14 protein-coding genes and 2 pseudogenes are annotated in these 21,156 nt (G+C 74.4%); 11 read left to right on the plus strand and 5 right to left on the minus strand.

The features are described from left to right. Positions 1 to 20: 20 nt before the first annotated feature. The 4 genes from JS756_RS09340 (at position 21) to sucD (ending at position 6,879) form a co-directional block, all read left to right on the plus strand. Positions 21 to 2,483, plus strand: a complete 2,463-nt coding sequence (locus tag JS756_RS09340) for a DUF5682 family protein (protein ID WP_205382535.1) — start codon at positions 21 to 23, stop codon at positions 2,481 to 2,483. Continuing rightward, the gene (locus JS756_RS09345; RefSeq protein ID WP_205382536.1) at positions 2,480 to 3,643 is read left to right on the plus strand and encodes a VWA domain-containing protein; all 1,164 of its coding nucleotides are present in this window, start codon (positions 2,480 to 2,482) and stop codon (positions 3,641 to 3,643) included. Before JS756_RS09340 ends, JS756_RS09345 begins: the two co-directional genes overlap by 4 nt. 1,148 nt (positions 3,644 to 4,791) lie before the next feature. Further along, positions 4,792 to 5,973 carry an ADP-forming succinate--CoA ligase subunit beta gene (sucC, locus tag JS756_RS09350; protein WP_205382537.1) on the plus strand — a complete coding sequence of 394 codons (1,182 nt, stop codon included), beginning with the start codon at positions 4,792 to 4,794 and terminating at the stop codon, positions 5,971 to 5,973. A gap of 21 nt (positions 5,974 to 5,994) precedes the next feature. Beyond that, a complete protein-coding gene (sucD, locus tag JS756_RS09355; protein WP_205382538.1) occupies positions 5,995 to 6,879 on the plus strand; it encodes a succinate--CoA ligase subunit alpha in 885 nt (294 codons plus the stop codon). Positions 6,880 to 7,345: 466 nt separating this feature from the next. On the opposite strand, the gene JS756_RS09360 is transcribed toward sucD, so the two are convergent. Beyond that, the gene (locus JS756_RS09360; protein ID WP_205382539.1) at positions 7,346 to 8,647 is read right to left on the minus strand and encodes a helix-turn-helix domain-containing protein; all 1,302 of its coding nucleotides are present in this window, start codon (positions 8,645 to 8,647) and stop codon (positions 7,346 to 7,348) included. 96 nt (positions 8,648 to 8,743) lie between these two features. On the opposite strand from JS756_RS09360, the gene JS756_RS09365 reads away from it, so the two are divergent. Further along, entirely contained in the window at positions 8,744 to 10,231 is a 1,488-nt protein-coding gene (locus JS756_RS09365) for a cell division protein PerM (protein WP_205382540.1), read from the plus strand. A 140-nt stretch (positions 10,232 to 10,371) separates the two neighbouring features. Here the strand turns inward: JS756_RS09365 and JS756_RS09370 are convergent, their stop codons facing one another. After that, positions 10,372 to 11,214 carry a hypothetical protein gene (locus JS756_RS09370; RefSeq protein ID WP_205382541.1) on the minus strand — a complete coding sequence of 281 codons (843 nt, stop codon included), beginning with the start codon at positions 11,212 to 11,214 and terminating at the stop codon, positions 10,372 to 10,374. A gap of 288 nt (positions 11,215 to 11,502) precedes the next feature. On the opposite strand from JS756_RS09370, the gene purN reads away from it, so the two are divergent. Both purN and purH read left to right on the plus strand, forming a co-directional pair. Continuing rightward, positions 11,503 to 12,141 (plus strand): phosphoribosylglycinamide formyltransferase, encoded by a 639-nt coding sequence (purN, locus tag JS756_RS09375; protein WP_205382542.1) that lies wholly within the window; start codon positions 11,503 to 11,505, stop codon positions 12,139 to 12,141. Next, complete coding sequence (purH, locus tag JS756_RS09380) at positions 12,138 to 13,700, plus strand: bifunctional phosphoribosylaminoimidazolecarboxamide formyltransferase/IMP cyclohydrolase (protein WP_205382543.1); 1,563 nt, start codon at positions 12,138 to 12,140, stop codon at positions 13,698 to 13,700. Before purN ends, purH begins: the two co-directional genes overlap by 4 nt. A 113-nt stretch (positions 13,701 to 13,813) precedes the next feature. Here purH and JS756_RS09385 read toward each other — a convergent pair. From JS756_RS09385 to JS756_RS09395, 3 genes and pseudogenes are all read right to left on the minus strand, one after another. After that, positions 13,814 to 14,197, minus strand: a pseudogene (locus JS756_RS09385) (protein kinase domain-containing protein); the annotation flags it as partial. Next, positions 14,192 to 14,703, minus strand: a pseudogene (locus JS756_RS09390) (FHA domain-containing protein); the annotation flags it as partial. The pseudogenes JS756_RS09385 and JS756_RS09390, both read right to left, overlap by 6 nt. A gap of 132 nt (positions 14,704 to 14,835) precedes the next feature. Then, on the minus strand, positions 14,836 to 15,468 hold the full coding sequence (locus JS756_RS09395) for a hypothetical protein (RefSeq protein WP_205382544.1): 633 nt from the start codon (positions 15,466 to 15,468) through the stop codon (positions 14,836 to 14,838). Between the two features lie 246 nt (positions 15,469 to 15,714). On the opposite strand from JS756_RS09395, the gene JS756_RS09400 reads away from it, so the two are divergent. The 4 genes from JS756_RS09400 (at position 15,715) to JS756_RS09415 (ending at position 20,998) form a co-directional block, all read left to right on the plus strand. Next, complete coding sequence (locus JS756_RS09400; RefSeq protein ID WP_205382545.1) at positions 15,715 to 16,569, plus strand: bifunctional methylenetetrahydrofolate dehydrogenase/methenyltetrahydrofolate cyclohydrolase; 855 nt, start codon at positions 15,715 to 15,717, stop codon at positions 16,567 to 16,569. Further along, the gene (locus JS756_RS09405) at positions 16,559 to 17,002 is read left to right on the plus strand and encodes a DUF3017 domain-containing protein (protein ID WP_205382546.1); all 444 of its coding nucleotides are present in this window, start codon (positions 16,559 to 16,561) and stop codon (positions 17,000 to 17,002) included. The genes JS756_RS09400 and JS756_RS09405 overlap by 11 nt, the downstream gene beginning before the upstream one ends. 1,324 nt (positions 17,003 to 18,326) lie before the next feature. Continuing rightward, the gene (locus JS756_RS09410) at positions 18,327 to 19,499 is read left to right on the plus strand and encodes a helix-turn-helix domain-containing protein (RefSeq protein WP_240203493.1); all 1,173 of its coding nucleotides are present in this window, start codon (positions 18,327 to 18,329) and stop codon (positions 19,497 to 19,499) included. 509 nt (positions 19,500 to 20,008) lie between these two features. Beyond that, on the plus strand, positions 20,009 to 20,998 hold the full coding sequence (locus JS756_RS09415) for a malate dehydrogenase (RefSeq protein ID WP_205382548.1): 990 nt from the start codon (positions 20,009 to 20,011) through the stop codon (positions 20,996 to 20,998). The last annotated feature ends 158 nt before the right edge of the window (positions 20,999 to 21,156 follow it).

A 21,156-nucleotide genomic window follows, 5' to 3' on the forward strand; every position in this document is an offset into this window, starting at 1 on the left:
CGGAAGCGGAGGGGGACGGGATGACGGAGGACGCGGCGGCCGCGGGCGGGGGAGGGCCGTGGCTGCTCGGGGTGCGGCACCACGGGCCCGGGTCGGCCCGCGCGGTGCGCGCGGCTCTGGAGGCGGCCCGGCCGCGGATCGTGCTGATCGAGGGACCGCCCGAGGCGGACCCGCTGATCCCGCTGGCCGCGGAGACGGACATGCGTCCGCCGGTCGCCCTGCTCGCCCACGCCGTGGACGAGCCCGGCCGCTCGGCGTTCTGGCCCCTGGCCGAGTTCTCCCCGGAGTGGGTCGCCCTCCGCTGGGCGCTGGAGCACGGGGTCCCGGCCCGCTTCATCGACCTGCCGGCCGCGCACAGTCTGGCCCGGGGGAGCACCGTCCCCGACCCCGCCGACCCCGCCGCCCCGGGCGACGCCGACACGGGGGGCGCGGCAGCGGGGGGACCGGCGGGGCGGGACGCGCAGGAGCAGCGGGCCCCGGCCGACGTGCGGGTCGATCCGCTCGCCGTTCTCGCCGGCACGGCCGGGTACGACGACCCCGAGCGCTGGTGGGAGGACGTCGTCGAGCACCGGGGCGCGAAGGGGGGCGACGCGTTCGCCCCGTTCGCGGCCCTGGAGGAGGCCATGGCCATGCTGCGGGAGGCGTACGGCGGCGGGGGACAGGACCGGGACCTCGTGCGGGAGGCCCACATGCGGCTCCAGCTGCGTGCCGCCCGCCGCGAGACCGGCGACGACGTGGCCGTGGTCTGCGGTGCCTGGCACGTGCCCGCCCTGCGGAGGAAGCCCGCCGTCGCCGCCGACCGGGCGCTGCTGAAGGGGCTGCCGAAGGTCAGGGCGGACCTGACCTGGGTGCCGTGGACACACCGCAGACTGGCCCGGGGTGGTGGGTACGGCGCGGGCATCGAGGCACCGGGCTGGTACGGACACCTCTTCGCCGCCCCCGACCGGCCGGTCGAGCGGTGGCTGACGAGGGTGGCGGGACTGCTGCGGGAGGAGGACCGGATCGTCTCGCCCGCGCACGTCATCGAAGCGGTGCGGCTGGCGGACACCCTCGCCGCGCTGCGCGGGCGGCCCCTGCCCGGGCTGCGAGAGACCACCGACGCCGCGCGGGCGGTGATGTGCGACGGCTCGGACGTCCCGCTCGCCCTGGTGCGCGACCGGCTCGTGGTCGGCGAGGCCCTGGGCGAGGTGCCGCGGACGGCCCCGGCGGTGCCGCTCCAGCGGGACCTCGACCGCCTCCAACGGCGGCTGCGGCTCAGACCCGAGGCCGAGGACCGGGAGCTGGAGCTCGACCTGCGCAAGGACATCGACGCCGAGCGCAGCAGGCTGCTGCACCGGTTGCGGCTGCTGGGCGTCGACTGGGGCGAGCCGGCCGCCTCACGCGTCGGCACGGGCACGTTCCGGGAGACCTGGCGGCTGCGCTGGGAGCCGGAGCTGGCGGTCCGCGTCGCCGAGGCGGGCGTGTGGGGGACGACCGTGATCGCCGCCGCGAACGGCAGGGCGGAGGCGGACGCTGCGGCCGCGCAGGCCCTGGCGGAGGTCACCGCGCTGGCCGAGCGCTGCTTGCAGGCCGGTCTGACGGAGGCGCTGTCCGCGGTGATGCGGGCACTCGCCGACCGGGCCGCGCTCGAGGCGGACGTCGGCCGCCTCGCCCAGGCCCTGCCCGCCCTGGTCCGCTCCCTGCGCTACGGCGACGTGCGCGGCACCGACACTGGAGCGCTGGCCGAGGTCGCCGCGGGTCTGGCCGACCGGGTCTTCGTCGGCCTGCCCCCGGCCTGCGCCGCCCTCGCCCCGGACGCCGCCGACGAGATGCGGCGCCGGCTGGACGCGGTGCACGGGGCAGTGGGGCTGCTCGCGGACGTCACGGACGTCCCCGCCGGCCGGGCGGCCCCCGCGGCACGGCGCGGCGACGGTCTGCGGCCCCGCTGGCAGGAAGTGCTGCGCGTGCTGTCCGCACGGGACGCGGTGCCCGGCCAGGTCCGCGGGCGCGCCGTGCGGCTGCTGCTGGACGACGGGCGCATGGGACAGGACGAGGCGGCCCGGCTGATGGGGCTCGCCCTGTCGCCGGGGACGCCGCCGCAGGACGCCGCCGCCTGGATCGAGGGGTTCGTCGGCGGCGGAGGCGGCGGGATGCTCCTCGTGCACGACGAGCGGCTGCTCTCCCTGGTGGACGGCTGGCTCACCGGAGTGCCCGCGCAGGCGTTCACCGACGTACTGCCGCTGCTGCGGAGGACGTTCGCGGCGTACGAACCGGGGGTGCGCCGCACCCTGGGCGAACTGGTCCGACGCGGACCGGAGCGGCGCCCCGGCGCGGGACCCGCGGCCCGGACCGGCCTGCCGGGCTTCGCGGCCGGCCTCGACGACGAGCGCGCGGATGCCGTGGTGCCGGTGGCCCGGCTGCTGCTGGGCCTGGACGGCGCACCGGACGCCGCGGACGGGGATCGGGACGACAGCGACACCGGCCTGGTGGGGGTGGGGACATGACGGCCGAGGCGAACGACCCGGCGCAGGAGCGCCTGCGGCGCTGGCGGCTGGTGCTCGGCGGCGACGCGGCGGACGGCACCGGACACGCCCTGTCGGGCAGGGACAGGGCCCTGGACGGCACACTGGCCGCCCTCTACGGCAAGGAGGACGGCCCCCGGACGGGCGGGGACCGCTCCGCCGGACTGGGTGCCTCGGCACCGTCCGTGGCCCGCTGGCTCGGGGACATCCGCACCTACTTCCCCTCCTCCGTGGTGCAGGTCATGCAGCGCGACGCCATCGACCGGCTCGGACTGGCGGCACTGCTGCTGGAACCGGAGATGCTCCAGGCCGTGGAGGCGGACGTGCACCTGGTGGGCACGCTGCTGTCGCTGAACAAGGCGATGCCGGAGACGACGAGGGAGACGGCACGGGCCGTCGTGCGCAAGGTCGTCGAGGACCTGGAGAAGCGGCTCGCGACCCGGACCCGGGCCACGCTGACCGGTGCCCTCGACCGCGGCGCGCGCGTCAGCCGTCCCCGCCACCGCGACATCGACTGGAACCGCACCGTCGCGGCCAACCTCAAGCACTATCTGCCCGAGCACCGCACGGTCGTACCGGAGCGGCTCATCGGGTACGGGCGGGCCGCCCGGTCCGCCGAGAAGGACATCGTGCTCTGCATCGACCAGTCCGGTTCGATGGCGGCGTCCGTCGTCCACGCCTCCGTCTTCGGGGCTGTGCTGGCCTCGATGCGGTCGATCAGCACGCGTCTCGTCGTCTTCGACACCGCCGTCGTCGACCTCACCGACCAGCTCGACGACCCGGTGGACGTGCTCTTCGGCACCCGGCTGGGCGGTGGCACCGACATCAACCGCGCCCTCGCCTACTGTCAGGCGCAGATCACCCGGCCCGCGGAGACGGTGGTCGTACTGATCAGCGACCTCTACGAGGGCGGTATCCGCGACGAGATGCTCAAGCGGGTCGCCGCGATGAAGGCGTCGGGGGTGCAGTTCGTGGCGCTGCTCGCGCTGTCGGACGAGGGAACGCCGGCGTACGACCGTGAGCATGCCGCCGCGCTCGCCGCGCTGGGCGCACCGGCGTTCGCCTGCACACCCGACCTGTTCCCGGAGGTGATGGCGGCAGCGATGGAGAAGCGCCCCCTGCCGGTGCCGGACGGCTCCTGACGCGGCAGAAGGCCACCGGGCGACCGCTGGGACGGCCCACCAGCGGCGACGGGCGAGGGGCGAAGGCGACAAGTGGCGGGCAGCGGGGGGCGGTTGGCGACCGGTGGCCGGATGCGGTGGGGCCACCGACTGCAAATCGGACATGAGTACCCATCGGTAACACAGGGCTTGCGCAACCTCCGGCCTCCCGTGCGACGATCGACGCCCCGGTCCGCGGCTCGGACCGGCGTCCCGTTCCAGCGCACGTCCCCGAGGGTGCCGCGATGCCCCGTCGGTCGTCCGCGGTGCCGTCCCACCGGGCGCGGCGCCCCGCGCCCTTCCGGCGGCTGCCGCGGTACGGCGCGACGGCTGTTCGATCGCTCGGGTCGTCCAGGTCGTCCAGGCCGTGCGGACCGTCAGGAGGCACCGGCAGGTCGATGTGCCCACTCCGACCGGCGGCTACGACAGGACCGGCGGCCGTACGGCCCCGGGCACACCGAGCTGGTCCCGGCCGCGCCCTCCCCTCGGGCAGGTCCGCCCCGACCGACCGCCCCGGGCTGCCCCTCCGCCCGGTCCGGCGGATCAGGCAAGTCCGGCAGATCCGGTACTGCCGGTACAGGCGGGGCGGTACAGGCGGTACGGCCGGTACCGGCCGTACGGGCGAGGCGAGCACCACCGCGGTTCCGGCACCACCAGCGGTTCGGGCCGTGGTGGCGGTACCGCATCAGACGCCGCGGGGGCCGGCGGACCCGGACGGCCGAAATCCGTCGGCTGCGTCCGGAACGCCGGCCGGTCCCTCGCGGAGAGCGGCCGGGCGGTCCCCGTCGGGGTGGGGTCCGCCCGGTCCGGGCCCGCGGCGGCACGCTGCCGCCGCGGGCCGTGCGCGAAGGCCTCACCGGGCCCACCCCAGCCCGGTGAGGCCCTGCTCAGACGGCACGCGGTGTCGCGTCGCCGCGCCGTGCGCGGCATCATGTGACAGGTATCACCGCTCACGTGTGAGATGCGATTTAGAGACGTCCGCCCGGCGGCGATAACCTGCGAGACGGACATGCCGCGCGCTCGGACACCGTGTGCGCTTCCCTTGTGACACAGAGCGGACGTCACGTTGCCCTTCGCGGCACGCCCACGCATCCAACGAACCGCGAGATCACTGATAGGGACGGAAGCGCGTGGACCTGTTCGAGTACCAGGCGAGGGACCTCTTCGCCAAGCACGATGTACCGGTGCTGGCCGGTGAAGTCATCGACACGCCTGAGGCGGCGCGCGAGATCACGGAGCGTCTGGGCGGCAAGTCCGTCGTCAAGGCGCAGGTGAAGGTCGGTGGTCGTGGCAAGGCCGGCGGCGTGAAGCTCGCCGCCACCCCGGACGAGGCCGTCGCCCGTGCGACGGACATCCTCGGCATGGACATCAAGGGCCACACGGTCCACAAGGTCATGATCGCCGAGACCGCTCCGGAGATCGTCGAGGAGTACTACGTCTCCTTCCTCCTCGACCGCGCCAACCGCACCTTCCTCTCCATCGCCTCCGTCGAGGGCGGCGTGGAGATCGAGGAGGTGGCCGCCACCCGCCCGGACGCCGTCGCCAAGACCCCGATCGACCCGATCGACGGTGTGGACGAGGCCAAGGCCCGCGAGATCGTCGCCGCCGCCAAGTTCCCGGCCGAGGTCGCCGACAAGGTCGCCAACGTCCTGGTCCGGCTGTGGGACACCTTCATCAAGGAGGACGCCCTCCTGGTCGAGGTGAACCCGCTGGCCAAGGTCGCGTCCGGTGAGGTCCTCGCCCTCGACGGCAAGGTGTCCCTCGACGACAACGCCGAGTTCCGCCACCCGGAGTTCGAGGAGCTGCACGACAAGGCCGCCGCCAACCCGCTCGAGGCGGCCGCCAAGGCCAAGGGCCTGAACTACGTGAAGCTCGACGGCGAGGTCGGCATCATCGGCAACGGCGCCGGCCTGGTCATGTCGACCCTGGACGTCGTCGCCTACGCAGGTGAGAACCACAAGGGCGTCAAGCCCGCCAACTTCCTCGACATCGGCGGCGGTGCCTCCGCCGAGGTCATGGCGAACGGCCTGGAGATCATCCTGGGCGACCCGGACGTGAAGTCCGTCTTCGTCAACGTCTTCGGCGGCATCACCGCCTGCGACGCCGTCGCCAACGGCATCGTGCAGGCCCTGGAGCTCCTGGAGAGCAAGGGCGAAGAGGTCACCAAGCCGCTGGTCGTCCGTCTCGACGGCAACAACGCCGAGCTGGGCCGCACGATCCTCGACGACCGCAACCACCCGCTGGTGCAGCGTGTGGACACCATGGACGGCGCGGCCGACAAGGCCGCCGAGCTGGCTGCTGCCGCGAAGTAAGGGACGAGGTCACACACAACCATGGCTATCTTCCTCACCAAGGAATCCAAGGTCATCGTCCAGGGCATGACCGGCTCGGAGGGTCAGAAGCACACCCGCCGCATGCTGGCGTCCGGCACCAACATCGTCGGTGGCGTGAACCCGCGCAAGGCGGGCCAGACCGTCGACTTCGACGGCAACGAGGTACCGGTCTTCGGCACCGTCGCGGAGGCCATCGAGAAGACCGGCGCCGACGTCTCGGTCATCTTCGTCCCGGAGAAGTTCACCAAGGACGCGGTCGTCGAGGCCATCGACGCCGAGATCCCGCTGGCCGTCGTGATCACCGAGGGCATCGCGGTGCACGACACGGCGTACTTCTGGGCCTACGCCGGCAAGAAGGGCGGCAAGACCCGCATCGTCGGCCCGAACTGCCCCGGCCTGATCACCCCCGGTCAGTCGAACGCCGGCATCATCCCGGCCGACATCACCAAGCCGGGCCGCATCGGCCTGGTCTCGAAGTCCGGCACGCTGACGTACCAGATGATGTACGAGCTGCGTGACATCGGCTTCTCCACCTGTGTCGGCATCGGCGGTGACCCGATCATCGGCACCACCCACATCGACGCGCTGAAGGCGTTCCAGGACGACCCCGACACCGACCTGATCGTCATGATCGGCGAGATCGGCGGCGACGCCGAGGAGCGGGCCGCGGCCTTCATCAAGGAGAACGTGACCAAGCCGGTCGTCGGCTACGTCGCGGGCTTCACCGCGCCGGAGGGCAAGACCATGGGTCACGCCGGTGCGATCGTGTCCGGCTCGTCCGGCACCGCGCAGGCGAAGAAGGAGGCCCTGGAGGCCGCCGGCGTCAAGGTGGGCAAGACCCCGACCGAGACGGCGAAGCTGGCCCGCGAGATCCTGGCCGGCTGACGTCGCCGCCGACGTCCCGGCAATCGCCGGTGGGCCCGTTCCCCGCAGTGGGGGCGGGCCCACCGGCGTTCTCACGCGAGCCGATGCCGGGCGGAACGCCGGCCGCCGGGCGTCAGATGCCGGATGCCGCGCGTGGGACGGCGGCCGGCCGCCGGACGTCAGGTGTCCGGCGCCGGGCGCCGCGTGCCAGATGCCGGATGTCACGCCTCACGCGTCCGCCCGGCACCCGGAGCCGAGCCGCCCCCGGGCGTGCGGCGAGCGCACGGGATCCCCGGCTCGCTGGTGCCGCGACAGGCGACGTTCGCCCCGTCGCGACGCCCGGCACGCACGCTCGCAGCACCGGACGAAAGCCCGAGTACACCCCGTACGAGGGCTTCCGGCCGGCACACCGGGAGCACGCACCGGACGCCGCTCCTCGACGGGCGAACGTCGCCCGCCGCGTCCCCAACCTCACAGGGCAATACAACTAGCGCGACTCGGGGACCAGGCGCTGAGGGCCGTTGGCCGTCTCCGACTCGAGCTTGGCCCGCAGGGATCTCTCCTTTGCCGACAGCGGCCCCGGTGCCGACCTGGGGGGTACGCCCCGGACGGCCTCCCCGGGCGGCACCGGCGGCACGTACCGGGTGGGGGCCGTGTGCAGCGTCAGGGCGGTGGCGCTCATGATCGCGACGGTGAAGGCGATCGCCGCCCGGGTCCAGAGGCGGGCCCGGCGTTCCCCGTCGCTGCGGACGGCCCGCGGTTCGGCCGCGCGCAGCCGTTCGGCGGAGGCCAGCGCCGTCAGTCGCCGGTGGATCTCGGCGGGGTCGGTCAGGTCCGGCAGGCACGCGGCGACCTCCTCGCGCGCGTGCAGCAGGCGGTGGGCCGCCGCCCGGCTGCTGGCCTCCGTCTCCGCCGCCGTCTCCGGCAGGCCGAGGCCGACACCGTCGTGCAGCAGCAGCGTGCGCCGGTACGACGGCGGCAGGGCGAGGAGCGTCGCCAGCAGAGTGCGGTCGGCCGGGGCCGCCGGTGGCGGCTCGGGGTGCCGGTAGCGGGGGCGGAACCGGTGCCAGGGGGAGAGCGCGTACTCGTACGCCGCCGCCCGCACCCAGCCGGCCGGGTCGCGGTCGCGGGCCACCTCCGGCCAGCGGTGCCAGGCGAGCTGGAAGGCCCGCTCCACGGACTCCCGGGCCAGCTCGCGCCGCCCGGTCAGCAGGTAGGTCTGCCGGACCAGGGCGGGGGAGCAGAAGCCGTAGAGGGCGTCGAACGCCTGAGCGGGCGTCAGGCCGGATTCTTCCGCCCTCCCCGCCGCCGGGGTACCGGGCCCTGCGGCCCGTTCCGCGGGCGGCGCGAGGGTTCCGGCGGCCCGCTCCGCCGCCGGTGCGAGGGGCTCGGCTCCGCCGGTCCGGTCGGCCGTCCCGGCGAGGGCTGCGGTTCCCGCGGTCCGCTCCGGCGCCTGCGCGGGAGCGGCGGTGGTCCGGTCGCTGCGCTCCGCCGCCCGCGGGGGCGGCTGCGAACGGCCGGTCCGCTCCGCGCCGGGGGACGCGGCGCCTCCCCGCGCGCCGGTCTGAGGTTCCGTCACCGCGGAGGGCCGCCCGAGTGAGGCGAGCAGTTCCGCGTACGCCTCCCGCTTGCCGCCCCGCGGTGTCGTACGGCCGGACTCCCACGCGCGCACCGTCTTCCGGGTGACACCCACACGTGCCGCGAGCTGATCCTGCGTCAGCGAGGCGGCCTCGCGCAGGCGTCGGCGCTCCTCGGGCGGGGGGAGGGAAGTGGCAGGGCTCCGCGTCACTGGGCGCCCCTTCGCACGAAAAAGAACATAAACATATATTGAGCGACACAGCGGACGTTCGCCTGTTACGACGGAAAAGCGCGTGTCGTTGGGAGCATGGCGGGCGTGATCCAGAAGACCGACCGCCGGCCGCCGTCGTCGCCCCCGCTCGCCCGGATGCGCGACCGATCTCCCGGACTGGCTGCCAGCCTCCTGGGCGGCGCGGTCGCAGCGGGCCTCGGGCTCGGCGCGTTCGCGGTGCTCGTGATGGTGCTGTGGATCAGCTCGCCGTACCCCGACGGCGGGCCCGGCGGCGCCCTGCACGTCGCCGCGGCGCTGTGGCTGCTCGCGCACGGGGTGGAACTGGTCCGCACCGACACCCTCTCCGGCGCCCCGGCTCCCGTCGGTCTCACCCCGCTGCTGCTGCTCGCGGTGCCCGCCTGGCTGGTGCACCGGGCCGCCCGGGACGCGGTCCACGGCGGCGACGGCGAGCAGTGCGCCTCCGCCCGCACGGCGTGGACGGGCACGACCCTCGGCTACCTCGCCGTCGGCGCCGCCGCCGCCCTGTACTCCTCCGGCGGCACCCTGCGGCCCGCCGGGCACGGTGCCGGCGCCGCCGGGCTGCCGCTCGTCGCCGTCGTGGCGGCCGGCGCAGGGGTCTGGACCGCGTACGGCCGTCCGCGCGAGCCCTTCGACAGCCTGCTGGTGCTGCTGCCGGGTCCCCTGCGGCGCCTGGTGATCGGCCCGCGGGCTCGGGAGCGGATCGAGGCCGCCGGGCGGGCAGCGGCGGCCGGGGCGGCGGTCCTGATCGGGGGCGGGGCCTTGCTGGTGGCGGTCTCCATGGTGTGGCACGGCGGGACGGCGAGCGGATCCTTCCTCCGCCTGACGGAGGGCTGGTCGGGGCGCTTCGCCGTACTGCTGCTCTGCCTCGCGCTGGTGCCGAACGCGGCGGTGTGGGGCGCCGCCTACGCCCTCGGCCCCGGCTTCGCCCTCGCCACCGGACACACGGCGGCGCCCCTGGCCTCCGACCCCGCCCCGCTGCTCCCGCCGTTCCCGCTGCTGGCCGCCGTGCCGGACGTCGGCCCGGGGACGCCGTGGAACTGGGCGGCGGGGGCGGTGCCGCTGATGGCCGGGGCGACCGTGGGGTGGTTCGTGGCACGTGCGGAGGCGCTCGGCACGGCACGGGCGGAGGAGGACGGCCGGGAGCGGGCGTGGTCCGGGTCGTGGCGGCACACGGCAGGCGCCGCCGCTCTGGCGGCCGTGGCCTGCGCGCTCGCGCTGTCCGGATGCGCGGCGCTGGCGGGCGGGCCGCTCGGGGTGGCCGCGCTGGCCCGGTTCGGGCCGGTGTGGTGGCAGGTGGGCGGGGCGACCGCGGCCTGGACGGCGGGCGTGGCGGTACCGGTGGCCCTGGGGGTACAGGCCTGGCGGCGCCGGGGCGCCGACGGCCCCGCCGGGGATGCGGACACGGCGGACGCGGAACCCGGCACGGGCACGGCGACCCGCAAGGACGTGCTGCCCGACGCGTTCGACGAGGACTTCGAGCCGTACGACCTCCTGCCCCTGGACCCGCCGGACGCGCACCGAGACCGGCCGGACGCGCACTGAGGCGAACCGGACCAGCGGACGATCACGCAGACCCGCCGGATGCGCACCGGCCGGATCCCCTTCGTGCGGTGACCGGCGCGCCACCCCGCACGGGAGACCCCGGGCGGGGCGGGAGGCGGCGGTCGCTCCCGCCGGCCGGGCTACTCGGCGGTGCCCAGGAGCCCCCGCAGTTCCTTGGGCAGCAGGTCCGTGCAGGACTGCTTGGCCTCGTCGGTGAGGGCGTCCTTGGTGCAGGTGTAGTAGTCGCGGTAGACGAGCTGGGCCGTGAACCCGGCGCCCACCAGGGCGAGGGCGAGGGCCGCGGTGACCAGGCCGCTCACCGCGGCCGTCGTCTGGGGACGCGAACCCGCGCCGGCGGACTGCCGGTCGGGATCGGTGCGGGGCTTGCCGCGCAGTGCGCTGATGCCCCAGTACAGGGCCAGCGCGCCGAGCAGCAGGGACACGTACGACCACCCGAAGAGCGCGAGCATGAAGGCCCACATGCCGCCGATCAGCGCGTACCGGGCGCGGCGCTGCACCGGATCCGTGGGGTCCCAGCGCATGCCGGGGCCGGGGCCGGAGCCGGGCCCGTCGCCGGAGGAGTCCTCGGGGCGGTTGCCTGGGCGGTTGCCGAAGCCGCCGGGCTGGCTGCCCGGCTGGCGGTCGCTCCACCCCGGGCCCCACGGGTTGCCCGGCGGGCCGCCGCCGTCGCCTCCCTGGCCTCCGCCGCCGCTGCCGTCCGCTCCTCCCGGCTCCCCGTGCCCCTGCTGCCCGCCGGAGCGGCCGTGCCCGCTCGCCGCGGGGCGCGGCTGCCACGGGCGGTCCGGGCTGCCCTCGGGCGGGGGCGCGAAGGGGTTGTCCTCCTGACCGTCGCCGCTCTGCGGCCGGCCGGAGGGGGCGTCGGGCGGGGACGAGGGCCGCTCCCGCAGCAGCAGGGCGCCGCGCTTTGCTCCCCGCGCCGTGTGCGGGGGGAGCGTGAGGAGTCGCAGGCTGCGGTCCGGCATCAGATGAGCGTCTTCCCCTTGATGGATACGGCTGTCGTGCGTGGGCTGTCGTGAGGAGAACGCATCGCCTCCGGGCGGCGTTCCCGATCCCGCTTGTCCCAGACGCTACCTTCCGGCCACGCACCCGTCCCACGGGGCCCGTCCGGTGTGCCGGTATCGTTGCTGACGGTCGGCCGCTTCGTAGGCTTCCCCGTATCCGGGGACCCGAAGCATTCGTGCGAACGTACAGACCCGGCGTCGTGCTGGGCCGGCCGTACCGACGCTCCCCTTCGAGAAAGGGCCCCCACCGTGGCCGCCAAGCCCGAGGCCAAGCGCGTCAAGCGCCTCGTCGTGCTGGTCTCCGGATCCGGCACCAACCTGCAGGCGCTGCTGGACCACATCGGAGAGGCCGGCGCCGAGGCCTACGGCGCCGAGGTGGTGGCCGTCGGCGCCGACCGCGAGGGCATCGAGGGACTCGCACGGGCCGAGCGCGCCGGACTGCCGGCCTTCGTGTGCCGGGTCAAGGACCACGGCAGCCGCGAGGAGTGGGACACCGCGCTCGCCGAGGCCGTCGCCGCCCACGAGCCCGATCTCGTCGTCTCCGCCGGATTCATGAAGATCGTGGGCAAGGAGTTCCTGGCCCGCTTCGGCGGGCGGTTCGTCAACACGCATCCCGCCCTGCTCCCGAGTTTTCCGGGCGCCCACGGCGTCCGCGACGCGCTCGCGTACGGCGCCCGGGTCACCGGCTGCACCGTCCACTTCGTCGACGACGGCGTCGACACCGGCCCGATCATCGCGCAGGGCGTGGTGGAGGTCCGGGACGAGGACGACGAGAGCGCGCTGCACGAGCGCATCAAGGAAGTCGAGCGAAGGCTGCTCGTCGAGGTCGTGGGGCGGCTCGCCCGCAACGGCTATCGCATCGAGGGACGAAAGGTAGTTATCCAGTGACCGCCGAGAGCAACAAGCGGCCGATTCGCCGGGCGCTCGTCAGCGTCTACGACAAGACCGGGCTGGAGGAGCTGGCGCGCGGGCTGCACGAGGCCGGTGTCGAGCTGGTCTCCACCGGCTCCACGGCCGGCCGCATCGCCGCCGCCGGCGTCCCCGTCACCAAGGTCGAGGAGCTGACCGGCTTCCCCGAGTGCCTGGACGGCCGGGTCAAGACCCTGCACCCCAAGGTGCACGCCGGCATCCTCGCCGACCTGCGTCTCGACAGCCACCGGCAGCAGCTCGACGAGCTGGGCGTGGCCCCCTTCGACCTCGTCGTCGTCAACCTCTACCCGTTCCGCGAGACGGTCGCCTCGGGCGCCTCGGACGACGAGTGCGTCGAGCAGATCGACATCGGCGGCCCGTCGATGGTGCGCGCCGCCGCCAAGAACCACCCGTCCGTCGCGGTCGTCACCAGCCCCGCCCGCTACGCCGATGTCCTGGCGGCCGTGCAGGACGGCGGATTCGACCTCGCCGCCCGCAAGCGCCTGGCGGCCGAGGCCTTCCAGCACACGGCGGCGTACGACGTGGCCGTGGCGGGCTGGTTCGCCTCCTCCTACGCACCGGTCGACGAGTCCGGCTTCCCCGACTTCCTGGGCGCGACCCATGAGCGCCGCTCCACCCTCCGCTACGGCGAGAACCCGCACCAGCAGGCCGCCCTCTACGTGGACGGCACCGGCGGCCTCGCGGACGCCGAGCAGCTGCACGGCAAGGAGATGTCGTACAACAACTACACGGACACGGACGCCGCGCTCCGTGCCGCGTACGACCACGCCGAGCCGGCCGTCGCCGTCGTCAAGCACGCCAACCCGTGCGGCGTCGCCGTCGGCGCGGACGTCGCCGAGGCCCACCGCAAGGCGCACGCCTGCGACCCGCTGTCCGCGTTCGGCGGTGTGATCGCCGTCAACCGCCCGGTCAGCAAGGAGATGGCGGAGCAGGTCGCGGAGATCTTCACCGAGGTCATCGTCGCCCCGGACTACGAGGAGGGGGCCCTGGAGGCCCTCACCAAGAAGAAGAACATCCGGGTGCTGCGCACCCCGAACGGGCCGTCCGGCCGTCTGGAGACCAAGCCGATCGACGGCGGCGTGCTGCTCCAGGTCGCCGACCGCCTCCAGGCCGACGGCGACGACCCGGCCACCTGGACGCTGGCCAGCGGCGAGGCCCTCCCGCCCGAGGAGCTGAAGGACCTGGCCTTCGCCTGGAAGGCGTGCCGCGCGGTGAAGTCCAACGCCATCCTGCTCGCCAAGGACGGCGCCTCGGTCGGCGTCGGCATGGGCCAGGTCAACCGGGTCGACTCCTGCAAGCTCGCCGTCGAGCGGGCCGGCGAGGAGCGGGCCCGCGGCTCCTACGCCGCGTCGGACGCGTTCTTCCCGTTCCCCGACGGCCCGGAGATCCTCATCGCCGCCGGTGTCCGCGCCATCGTGCAGCCGGGCGGCTCGATCCGCGACGAGCTGGTCGTGGAGGCCGCCAAGAAGGCCGGCGTCACGATGTACTTCACCGGGACGCGCCACTTCTTCCACTGAGCCGCAGCAGCGCTCCCGACCGAGCGCGGCCGCCCCACGGCCCTCCCGTCCACCGGTGGACGGGAGGGCCGTGGGCGTGCGCGGCCGTCAGGGCGTCAGCACCAGGGCACGGTCGCCGCCCGGACCCGGCGCAGAAGTCCCTCGCCGGTGAGGCGGTCCTCGTGGGTACGGGTGAGGCGCTCGCGGACCAGGTCCCGCCAGACCTCGGGCAGTTCGGGCGACAGACGCAGCTCGTCGGCGCCGCCCGCGTACGCGGCGGCGGCGTCGCGCCGGGCCGCCGGGGTGCCGCCGGGCAGCGGGAAGGAGTCGGCGAGGACGAGGTGGGCCAGCACGCCGAAGGCCCACACGTCGGCCGACGGGCGGATCCTGCGGCCCCGTTCGCCGATCTCGGTCCACAGCAGCTCGGGCGGCGTGTAGTCGGGGGTCGAGAAGGCGGGCGTGCAGGCGTGGGTGCCGTCCAGGTCCGCGGCCGTGTTGACGTCGGCGAGCCGCACCACCTGGTCCACGGTGGGCAGGGGGGCGTGCGGCACGCCGCGCAGCCTCGGCTCGCACAGCGCGGCCAGCACCGCGAAGTACCGCTTGGTGCGGTCCAGGGAGAAGGCGGGAGCGGTGGTCTCGCCGTCCTGGCCCGCGCCGCCGTGCACGTAGTCGTGGTGCGGCGCCCACACCTCCACCGCCGGCAGGTCGGCGGCGGGCAGCACGATGCGCGAGAACTCGAACGGCACGGGTGCGTCCAGCCGCCCTGAGCGATCTTGATGGGTTCGCCCGCGCCCTCCGGGTTCTCCACCACGTAGGTCTGACGGGCGCACAGATTGCCCAGGGTCCAGAAGGCGCCCTGCGCCCCGATCTCTCCGGCCCCGCGGGAGACGCCCTCGTGGGGGATCCCCACGTCGTTGCCGGCACTGCGTCCGAAGGAGATCCGCTCACCCGGAGCGAGGCGGATCCGGTCGGGTCCATCGATGCCCTCCGTGGCCGGCGGAGGTATCACGACGATGCTGTACAAGGTGCGACTCCCCGTGCCCGACAGCTGCCGCTGCCAGACCAGGGCGACGCCCCAGGGCCGTGTCCCCCTCGAACAGGTGAGACACGGCCCTGTGGGATGAACGGCGCGAACCGTGCGGTCGCCGACGTGCGTTCAGTAGCGCGGCCGGGCGAACCAGGCGGTACCCGACGGGGCGATCATCGCGGCGGCCATGATGCCGCCGAAGCTCATCCACAGCAGCGCCGAGACCAGGCCGCTGCTGGAGCCCTGGTTCGCCGCACCGATCAGGATCAGGACGCCGACGAGCGCGCCCAGGATGCCGTAGATCATCGTGGTGATGCGGATGCCCTGCCCGCCGCGGGTGAACTTCACGCCCAGTGTGATCGACAGGGCGGCGAGTCCGAGGAAGAGCAGTGCGACGACGAAGACGATGCCGGCGCCGTCGTGCCCGAGGTCGGAGATGGGGTTGCTGCCGAAGCTGTCCTCGCCCGCGTTGGACACGTCGTTGATCGTCGCGGCGGCGTACACGGCGAAGAGGCCGATGAGGACCTGCACGGCGGCCACGATGTACAGCATCACGCGCGCGGTGACCATCAGGCCCGGCATGGTCTGCGGAACCGCGTTCGCACCGGGGAAGCCCGGGTAGGCCGGCTGCTGCTGCGGGTAGCCGTAGCCCTGCGGCGGTACTCCGGGGGCGGCCGGCTGCTGGGGGTAGCCGTAGCCGGGAGCGGCCGGCGGCTGCTGGGGCGGCTGCCCGTAGGGGTTGTTCGGGTCGCCGAAACTCATGGGCGGTCCTTCCTCCGTTTGCCCGAGTGCGGGGACGCGCGGCAAGGTCGGAGGAAGTTCAACAGATGCGGTCCGTCCCCCCGGTACTGCCCGCGGCACTGTGGACACATCGTTCTTTAGCCAGGCATTACTTGTCCAGCGGCATTCCGCAGGTGTTGTGCAAGTGCAACATCAGCGATCAAGGCGGGCGGTCCCGGCGGCACCCCGGATTGGAACCGGGGGGCGGTCATCCGGGAGGATGGGGCCATGACCGCCCAGATTCTCGATGGCAAGGCCACCGCAGCCGCGATCAAGTCCGATCTGACCGCCCGCGTGGCGGCGCTGAGGGAGAAGGGTGTCACGCCCGGCCTCGGCACGATCCTCGTCGGGGACGACCCCGGCAGCCAGAAGTACGTCGCGGGCAAGCACCGCGACTGCGCCCAGGTCGGCATCGCCTCCATCCAGCGCGAACTGCCCGCCACGGCCACCCAGGAGGAGATCGAGGCGGTCGTCCGCGAACTGAACGAGGACCCGGCCTGCACCGGCTACATCGTCCAGCTGCCGCTGCCGAGGGGCATCGACGAGAACCGCATCCTGGAGCTGATGGACCCGGCCAAGGACGCCGACGGCCTGCACCCGATGAACCTCGGCCGCCTCGTCCTGGGCGAGCCGGCGCCGCTGCCCTGCACGCCCAACGGCATCCTCACCCTGCTGCGCCGCTACGGCGTGGAGCTCAAGGGCGCCGAGGTCGTCGTCGTCGGCCGCGGTGTGACCATCGGGCGCCCGATGCCGCTGCTGCTGACGCGGCGCAGCGAGAACGCGACCGTGACCCAGTGCCACACCGGTACCCGCGACCTGTCGGCCCACCTCAGGCGCGCCGACATCGTCATCGCCGCGGCCGGCTCCGCGCACCTGGTCCGCCCCGAGGACGTCAAGCCCGGTGCGGCTGTCCTCGACGTCGGAGTCTCCCGCAACGCCGACGGCAAGATCGTCGGCGATGTCCACCCGGGCGTAGCCGAGGTGGCCGGCTTCCTCTCCCCGAACCCCGGCGGCGTCGGTCCCATGACCCGGGCCCAGCTGCTCGTCAACGTGGTCGAGGCGGCGGAGCGCAGTGTCGGCTGAGGAACGTCCCGCGGGGCGGACGGCGACCGGCCCGGCGGCGAGACGCAGCAGCCGCCGGTTCCCCAGGTTCACGCGGGACACCGCCCGCCCCGAGGGCGGCGGGCGGGCCGCGCCCAAGGACGCCCCGGCACCGGCCCGGCAGTGGCCGGTTCTGGCCGTGCTGGGCACGGTCGCGGTGGGCCTGCTGCTGACCGCGGTGGACGTGTTCCGTGTCGGCACGCTGCTGATCGGCCTCGCGCTGCTCGCCGGGGCCGTGATGCGCTGGATGCTGCCCAGCGTGGGCATGCTGGCGGTGCGGTCCCGCTTCACCGACATCGTCACCTACGGCGTACTGGGCCTGACCATCACCCTGCTGGCGATGATGGCGCAGCCCCACCCGTGGCTGGAGATCCCGTTCCTGAAGGACACGCTGCACTTCACGGTGGAGAGCTGACCCACCGCGCGGCGGCGGCCCGCGCCCCCGCCTCCGGGGGCGCGGGCCGTTCCCGTGTGTGCCGCGGTGGCCGGTGTGCGCCCGCCGGTGCCCGCCGGTGCCCGCCGGTCCGCCAGGCGGCCGTGCGGGACCGCACGGCCGGGATGGTGCACCGCTCGCCGGGTTCGTCCGGCCGGACGCGCCCTGGGCGCGCGGCGTGCGTCGGAGCGGCGGCCGGTGCGCTGTGCGCGAGGCCGGACCTGCCGTCGTCCGCGTCCGGAAGCGGTGACTCCGCGTCACGCGTCTGCGGCCGGCGGGTCCGCCGTCGGCCTCCGGGGTGTCCGCCGCGAGGCGCCCCCGGCCGGACCCGGACGGCCCGGACGGCCGGGCGCCGGGACTCCCGGCCCCGGCTGCCGATCCGGACTCCCGGCGCGGGCGGGGCCGACCGGGCGGGGAGCGGGCCGTCCCCTCCCCCGAGGGGGGCGGGCCGCGCCCACTGCCACGCTCGCGCACCGTGAAGGGCCTGTTCAATGCCTGTCGGAGCGCTGTGACGCGGAAGTGACTGTTCCGCTACGGTGTCCGCACCCTGGCACAGGTGCGCACGCCCCGCCGGGGAACCGCTCCCGCACGTCGCCGCGTCCCCTCCGGGAGCGGGGAGGCGCGAGCGACGCCGTGGAGGTGGGCGACGGGCGTCCGGCAGCGGCTGCCGGACGGGCTCCCGCCCCAGGTACGGCCTCTCGTCGGGCCGTTGCGGGACCTCAGGGACGGCGCCGGGCCGAGCCCGGCCGCGCTCGGCGCGCGCACGGCCTGCAGCAAGTCGTCCTGGCAGCGCTACCGAACGCTTGCCCAGTGCTCCACCGTGAACTTCAGGGCGGAGGTGCAGGGCGTTCTCGCCTCGGCGGCCCGGAGGGGCGCAGAGCCACGGCTCAAGTCGCCCTGCCCGACGGCGCAGGTGGCGGATCCACCGCCGGACGGGCGGGAGGTCATGCCTGTGCCGACCGCCGTCGCCGGTGCCCGTGGCGGCCGGGTGGGCGGGGCGGTCGTGGCGGCGGGACGTCGACGCCCGGGCCGGTTCGCGCACGGGTGCCGTCCCGTTCCCGTGGGACACCGGCTGTGCCGCCGGGATGCCGCGGACCGTCGCGCTGGACGCGGCCCGCCCGGCGTGCGACGGTGCATGACCACGGCCCGGGCGCTCTTGTGCGCCCCCGCCCCGGGAACTGAGATCCTTGATGCGCGCATCCCTGCGGGTAGTCAGAACGGTGACTCGCCGGCGAGCGCCCCGCACGGGGGACAATTCAGCACGCATGGGGGGAAGAGGGGGGAAGCAATGCCTCGTTGGAGGGCCTTGCCGGATGGACTGGATCCGCAGGTCAGGGAGTTCGCGGGTCAGCTGCGGCGGCTCGTGGACCGCAGCGGCCTGAGCGTCGCGGCGATAGCCGACCGCACGGGCTACAGCAAGACGTCCTGGGAGCGTTACCTCAACGGCCGGCTCCTCGCGCCCAAGGGCGCGATCGTCGCGCTGGCCGAGGTCACCGGGACCAATCCGGTGCATCTGACCACGATGTGGGAGCTCGCCGAGCGCGCCTGGAGCCGCTCGGAGATGCGCCACGACATGACCATGGAGGCCATCCGCATCTCCCAGGCGCGTGCGGCGCTGGGCGAGTCGGACGGCGCTCCGGCAGCCGGCGGGCGGACCGGCAGGTCGGCCCGCGCGGGCGGCGCCACGGCCGTCACGCCCGGCGTGGCGGGACCGGCGGGCGTCGCCCCGACGATGCCGCCGCAGCCGACGTCACCCGACGCGGACGTGCGGGACGCGGTGCCGGACACGGCGGCCCCGAACAGCGGCCCCGCGGGCTCCCCGGGTGGCAACTCGTGGGGCCTGGCCGGGTACCAGGGCTCGTCCCGGGCGGGCGGACCCCAGGAGGGTCCGGCCCGGACGCCGGGGGCGCCCGTGCCGCCGGCGACCACGGGTCCCTACGGCGAACCGCCGCGCGACGCCCGCTCGGTGGACGGCGGTTCCGGACCCGTCAAGCGCCGGCTGGTGATGTTCCTCGCCGGTCTTGTCGGCGTGCTCGTCGTGGCGGGCGGGGTGTTGTTCCTGACCGGCGGCGGGGACGGCGCGAAGGACCGGTCCGCGCGCACCTCGCCGTCCCCGACCGCCGCCACGAACGTGACCCTGCCGCCCGGGGTCAAGTGCAGCGGCGACACCTGCGGCGGCAAGGACGCCGAACTCATGGGGTGCAGCGGCGACCTGGTCACCACCGCCAAGAGGATGCCCGTCGGTACGACCCTCCTGGAGGTGCGCTACAGCAAGACCTGCGGTGTCGCCTGGGGCCGTATCACCGGGGCGGCGCTGGGCGACTCGGTCGAGGTCACGGCCGGCACGGCCAGCCAGACGGACGCCATCACCGTCTCCGGGGACACGATCGCGTACACGCCGATGGTGGCCGTGCGGGACGCGGGCGAGGCCACGGCGTGCGTGACCCTGGCCTCCGGGCGGAAGGCGTGCACTCCTTGACGTGCTCCTCGCCCTGAAGGGGCAAGGATCCCGGCCCTCCCCGACCCGGTTGCCGTGCCGCTGCGCGGCACGGTTCCCGGCCGGGAACCCGTGGCTTCCTGTTTCTTCGCGGTGCCGGGATCGCTCCCGGTCCTACCGGGCCCGAGCGGGTCGGGCCGACCCCGCACGGTCGGCGAACACCTCCCGGTGCGGTCCGCATGACCGCGGCGATCGTGGGCAGGCGACCTCCCGCACCCCCGCGACCCGTACCCAGCGGCGGGGCCGCAACGGCACGCCCTCCGGGCTCCCGTGGCGCTCCCGCGCCTCCTGACCGGCGGCCGCTGCCGCGGCGTGTTAGAACGGTCGTCACCCGGTGGTGCGGGCTGTGGGGCGGGCCACAGGGGCCCGGCCGACCGGCATGCCGGATGCGCGATAGCCTGACCCGCGGATATCTCTTGACGCCAAGAGATCGATCATCCGAACCCCCGGGGCAGGGACGCCCCACCGCCAGCTGTCATACGGAGAACGCCATGACCCGCACTCCCGTGAACGTCACCGTCACCGGCGCGGCCGGCCAGATCGGTTACGCCCTGCTCTTCCGCATCGCCTCCGGCCAGCTGCTCGGCGCGGACGTGCCGGTCAAGCTTCGCCTCCTGGAGATCACCCCGGCACTGAAGGCCGCCGAGGGCACGGCGATGGAGCTGGACGACTGCGCGTTCCCGCTGCTCCAGGGCATCGAGATCAGCGACGACCCGAACGTCGCCTTCGACGGTGCCAACGTCGCCCTCCTCGTCGGCGCCCGCCCCCGCACCAAGGGCATGGAGCGCGGCGACCTGCTGGAGGCCAACGGCGGCATCTTCAAGCCGCAGGGCAAGGCCATCAACGACCATGCCGCGGACGACGTCAGGGTCCTCGTGGTCGGCAACCCGGCCAACACCAACGCGCTCATCGCGCAGGCCGCCGCGCCGGACGTACCGGCCGAGCGCTTCACCGCGATGACCCGTCTCGACCACAACCGCGCGCTGACCCAGCTGGCGAAGAAGACCGGCTCCACGGTCGCCGACATCAAGCGCCTGACCATCTGGGGCAACCACTCCGCCACGCAGTACCCGGACATCTTCCACGCCACGGTCGGGGGCAAGAACGCCGCCGAGGTCGTCAACGACGAGAAGTGGCTGGCCGAGGACTTCATCCCGACCGTCGCCAAGCGCGGTGCGGCGATCATCGAGGCCCGTGGCGCCTCCTCCGCAGCCTCCGCCGCCAACGCCGCCGTCGACCACGTCCACACCTGGGTCAACGGCACCGCCGAGGGCGACTGGGTCTCCATGGGCATCCCGTCGGACGGCTCCTACGGTGTGCCCGAGGGCCTGATCTCCTCCTTCCCGGTCACCTGCAAGGACGGCCGGTACGAGATCGTCCAGGGCCTGGAGATCAACGAGTTCTCCCGCACCCGCATCGACGCCTCCGTCCAGGAGCTCGCGGAGGAGCGCGAGGCGGTCCGCGCCCTCGGCCTCATCTGAGCCGACCGCGTCCGTTTCCGCACGGCTTGTGTCACGAGCCTGCACGGGCCCCGTTCCGGTTTTTTCCGGAACGGGGCCCGTGGCCTTTTTCGCCGCTACCGTCGGAGTACGCAGGGTGATCCGGGGGGCACGTGATGAGTGGATGGGACGGGTACGGC

Origin of the sequence: Streptomyces actuosus (genome assembly GCF_016921115.1) — a bacterium.
Classification (GTDB): domain Bacteria; phylum Actinomycetota; class Actinomycetes; order Streptomycetales; family Streptomycetaceae; genus Streptomyces; species Streptomyces actuosus_A.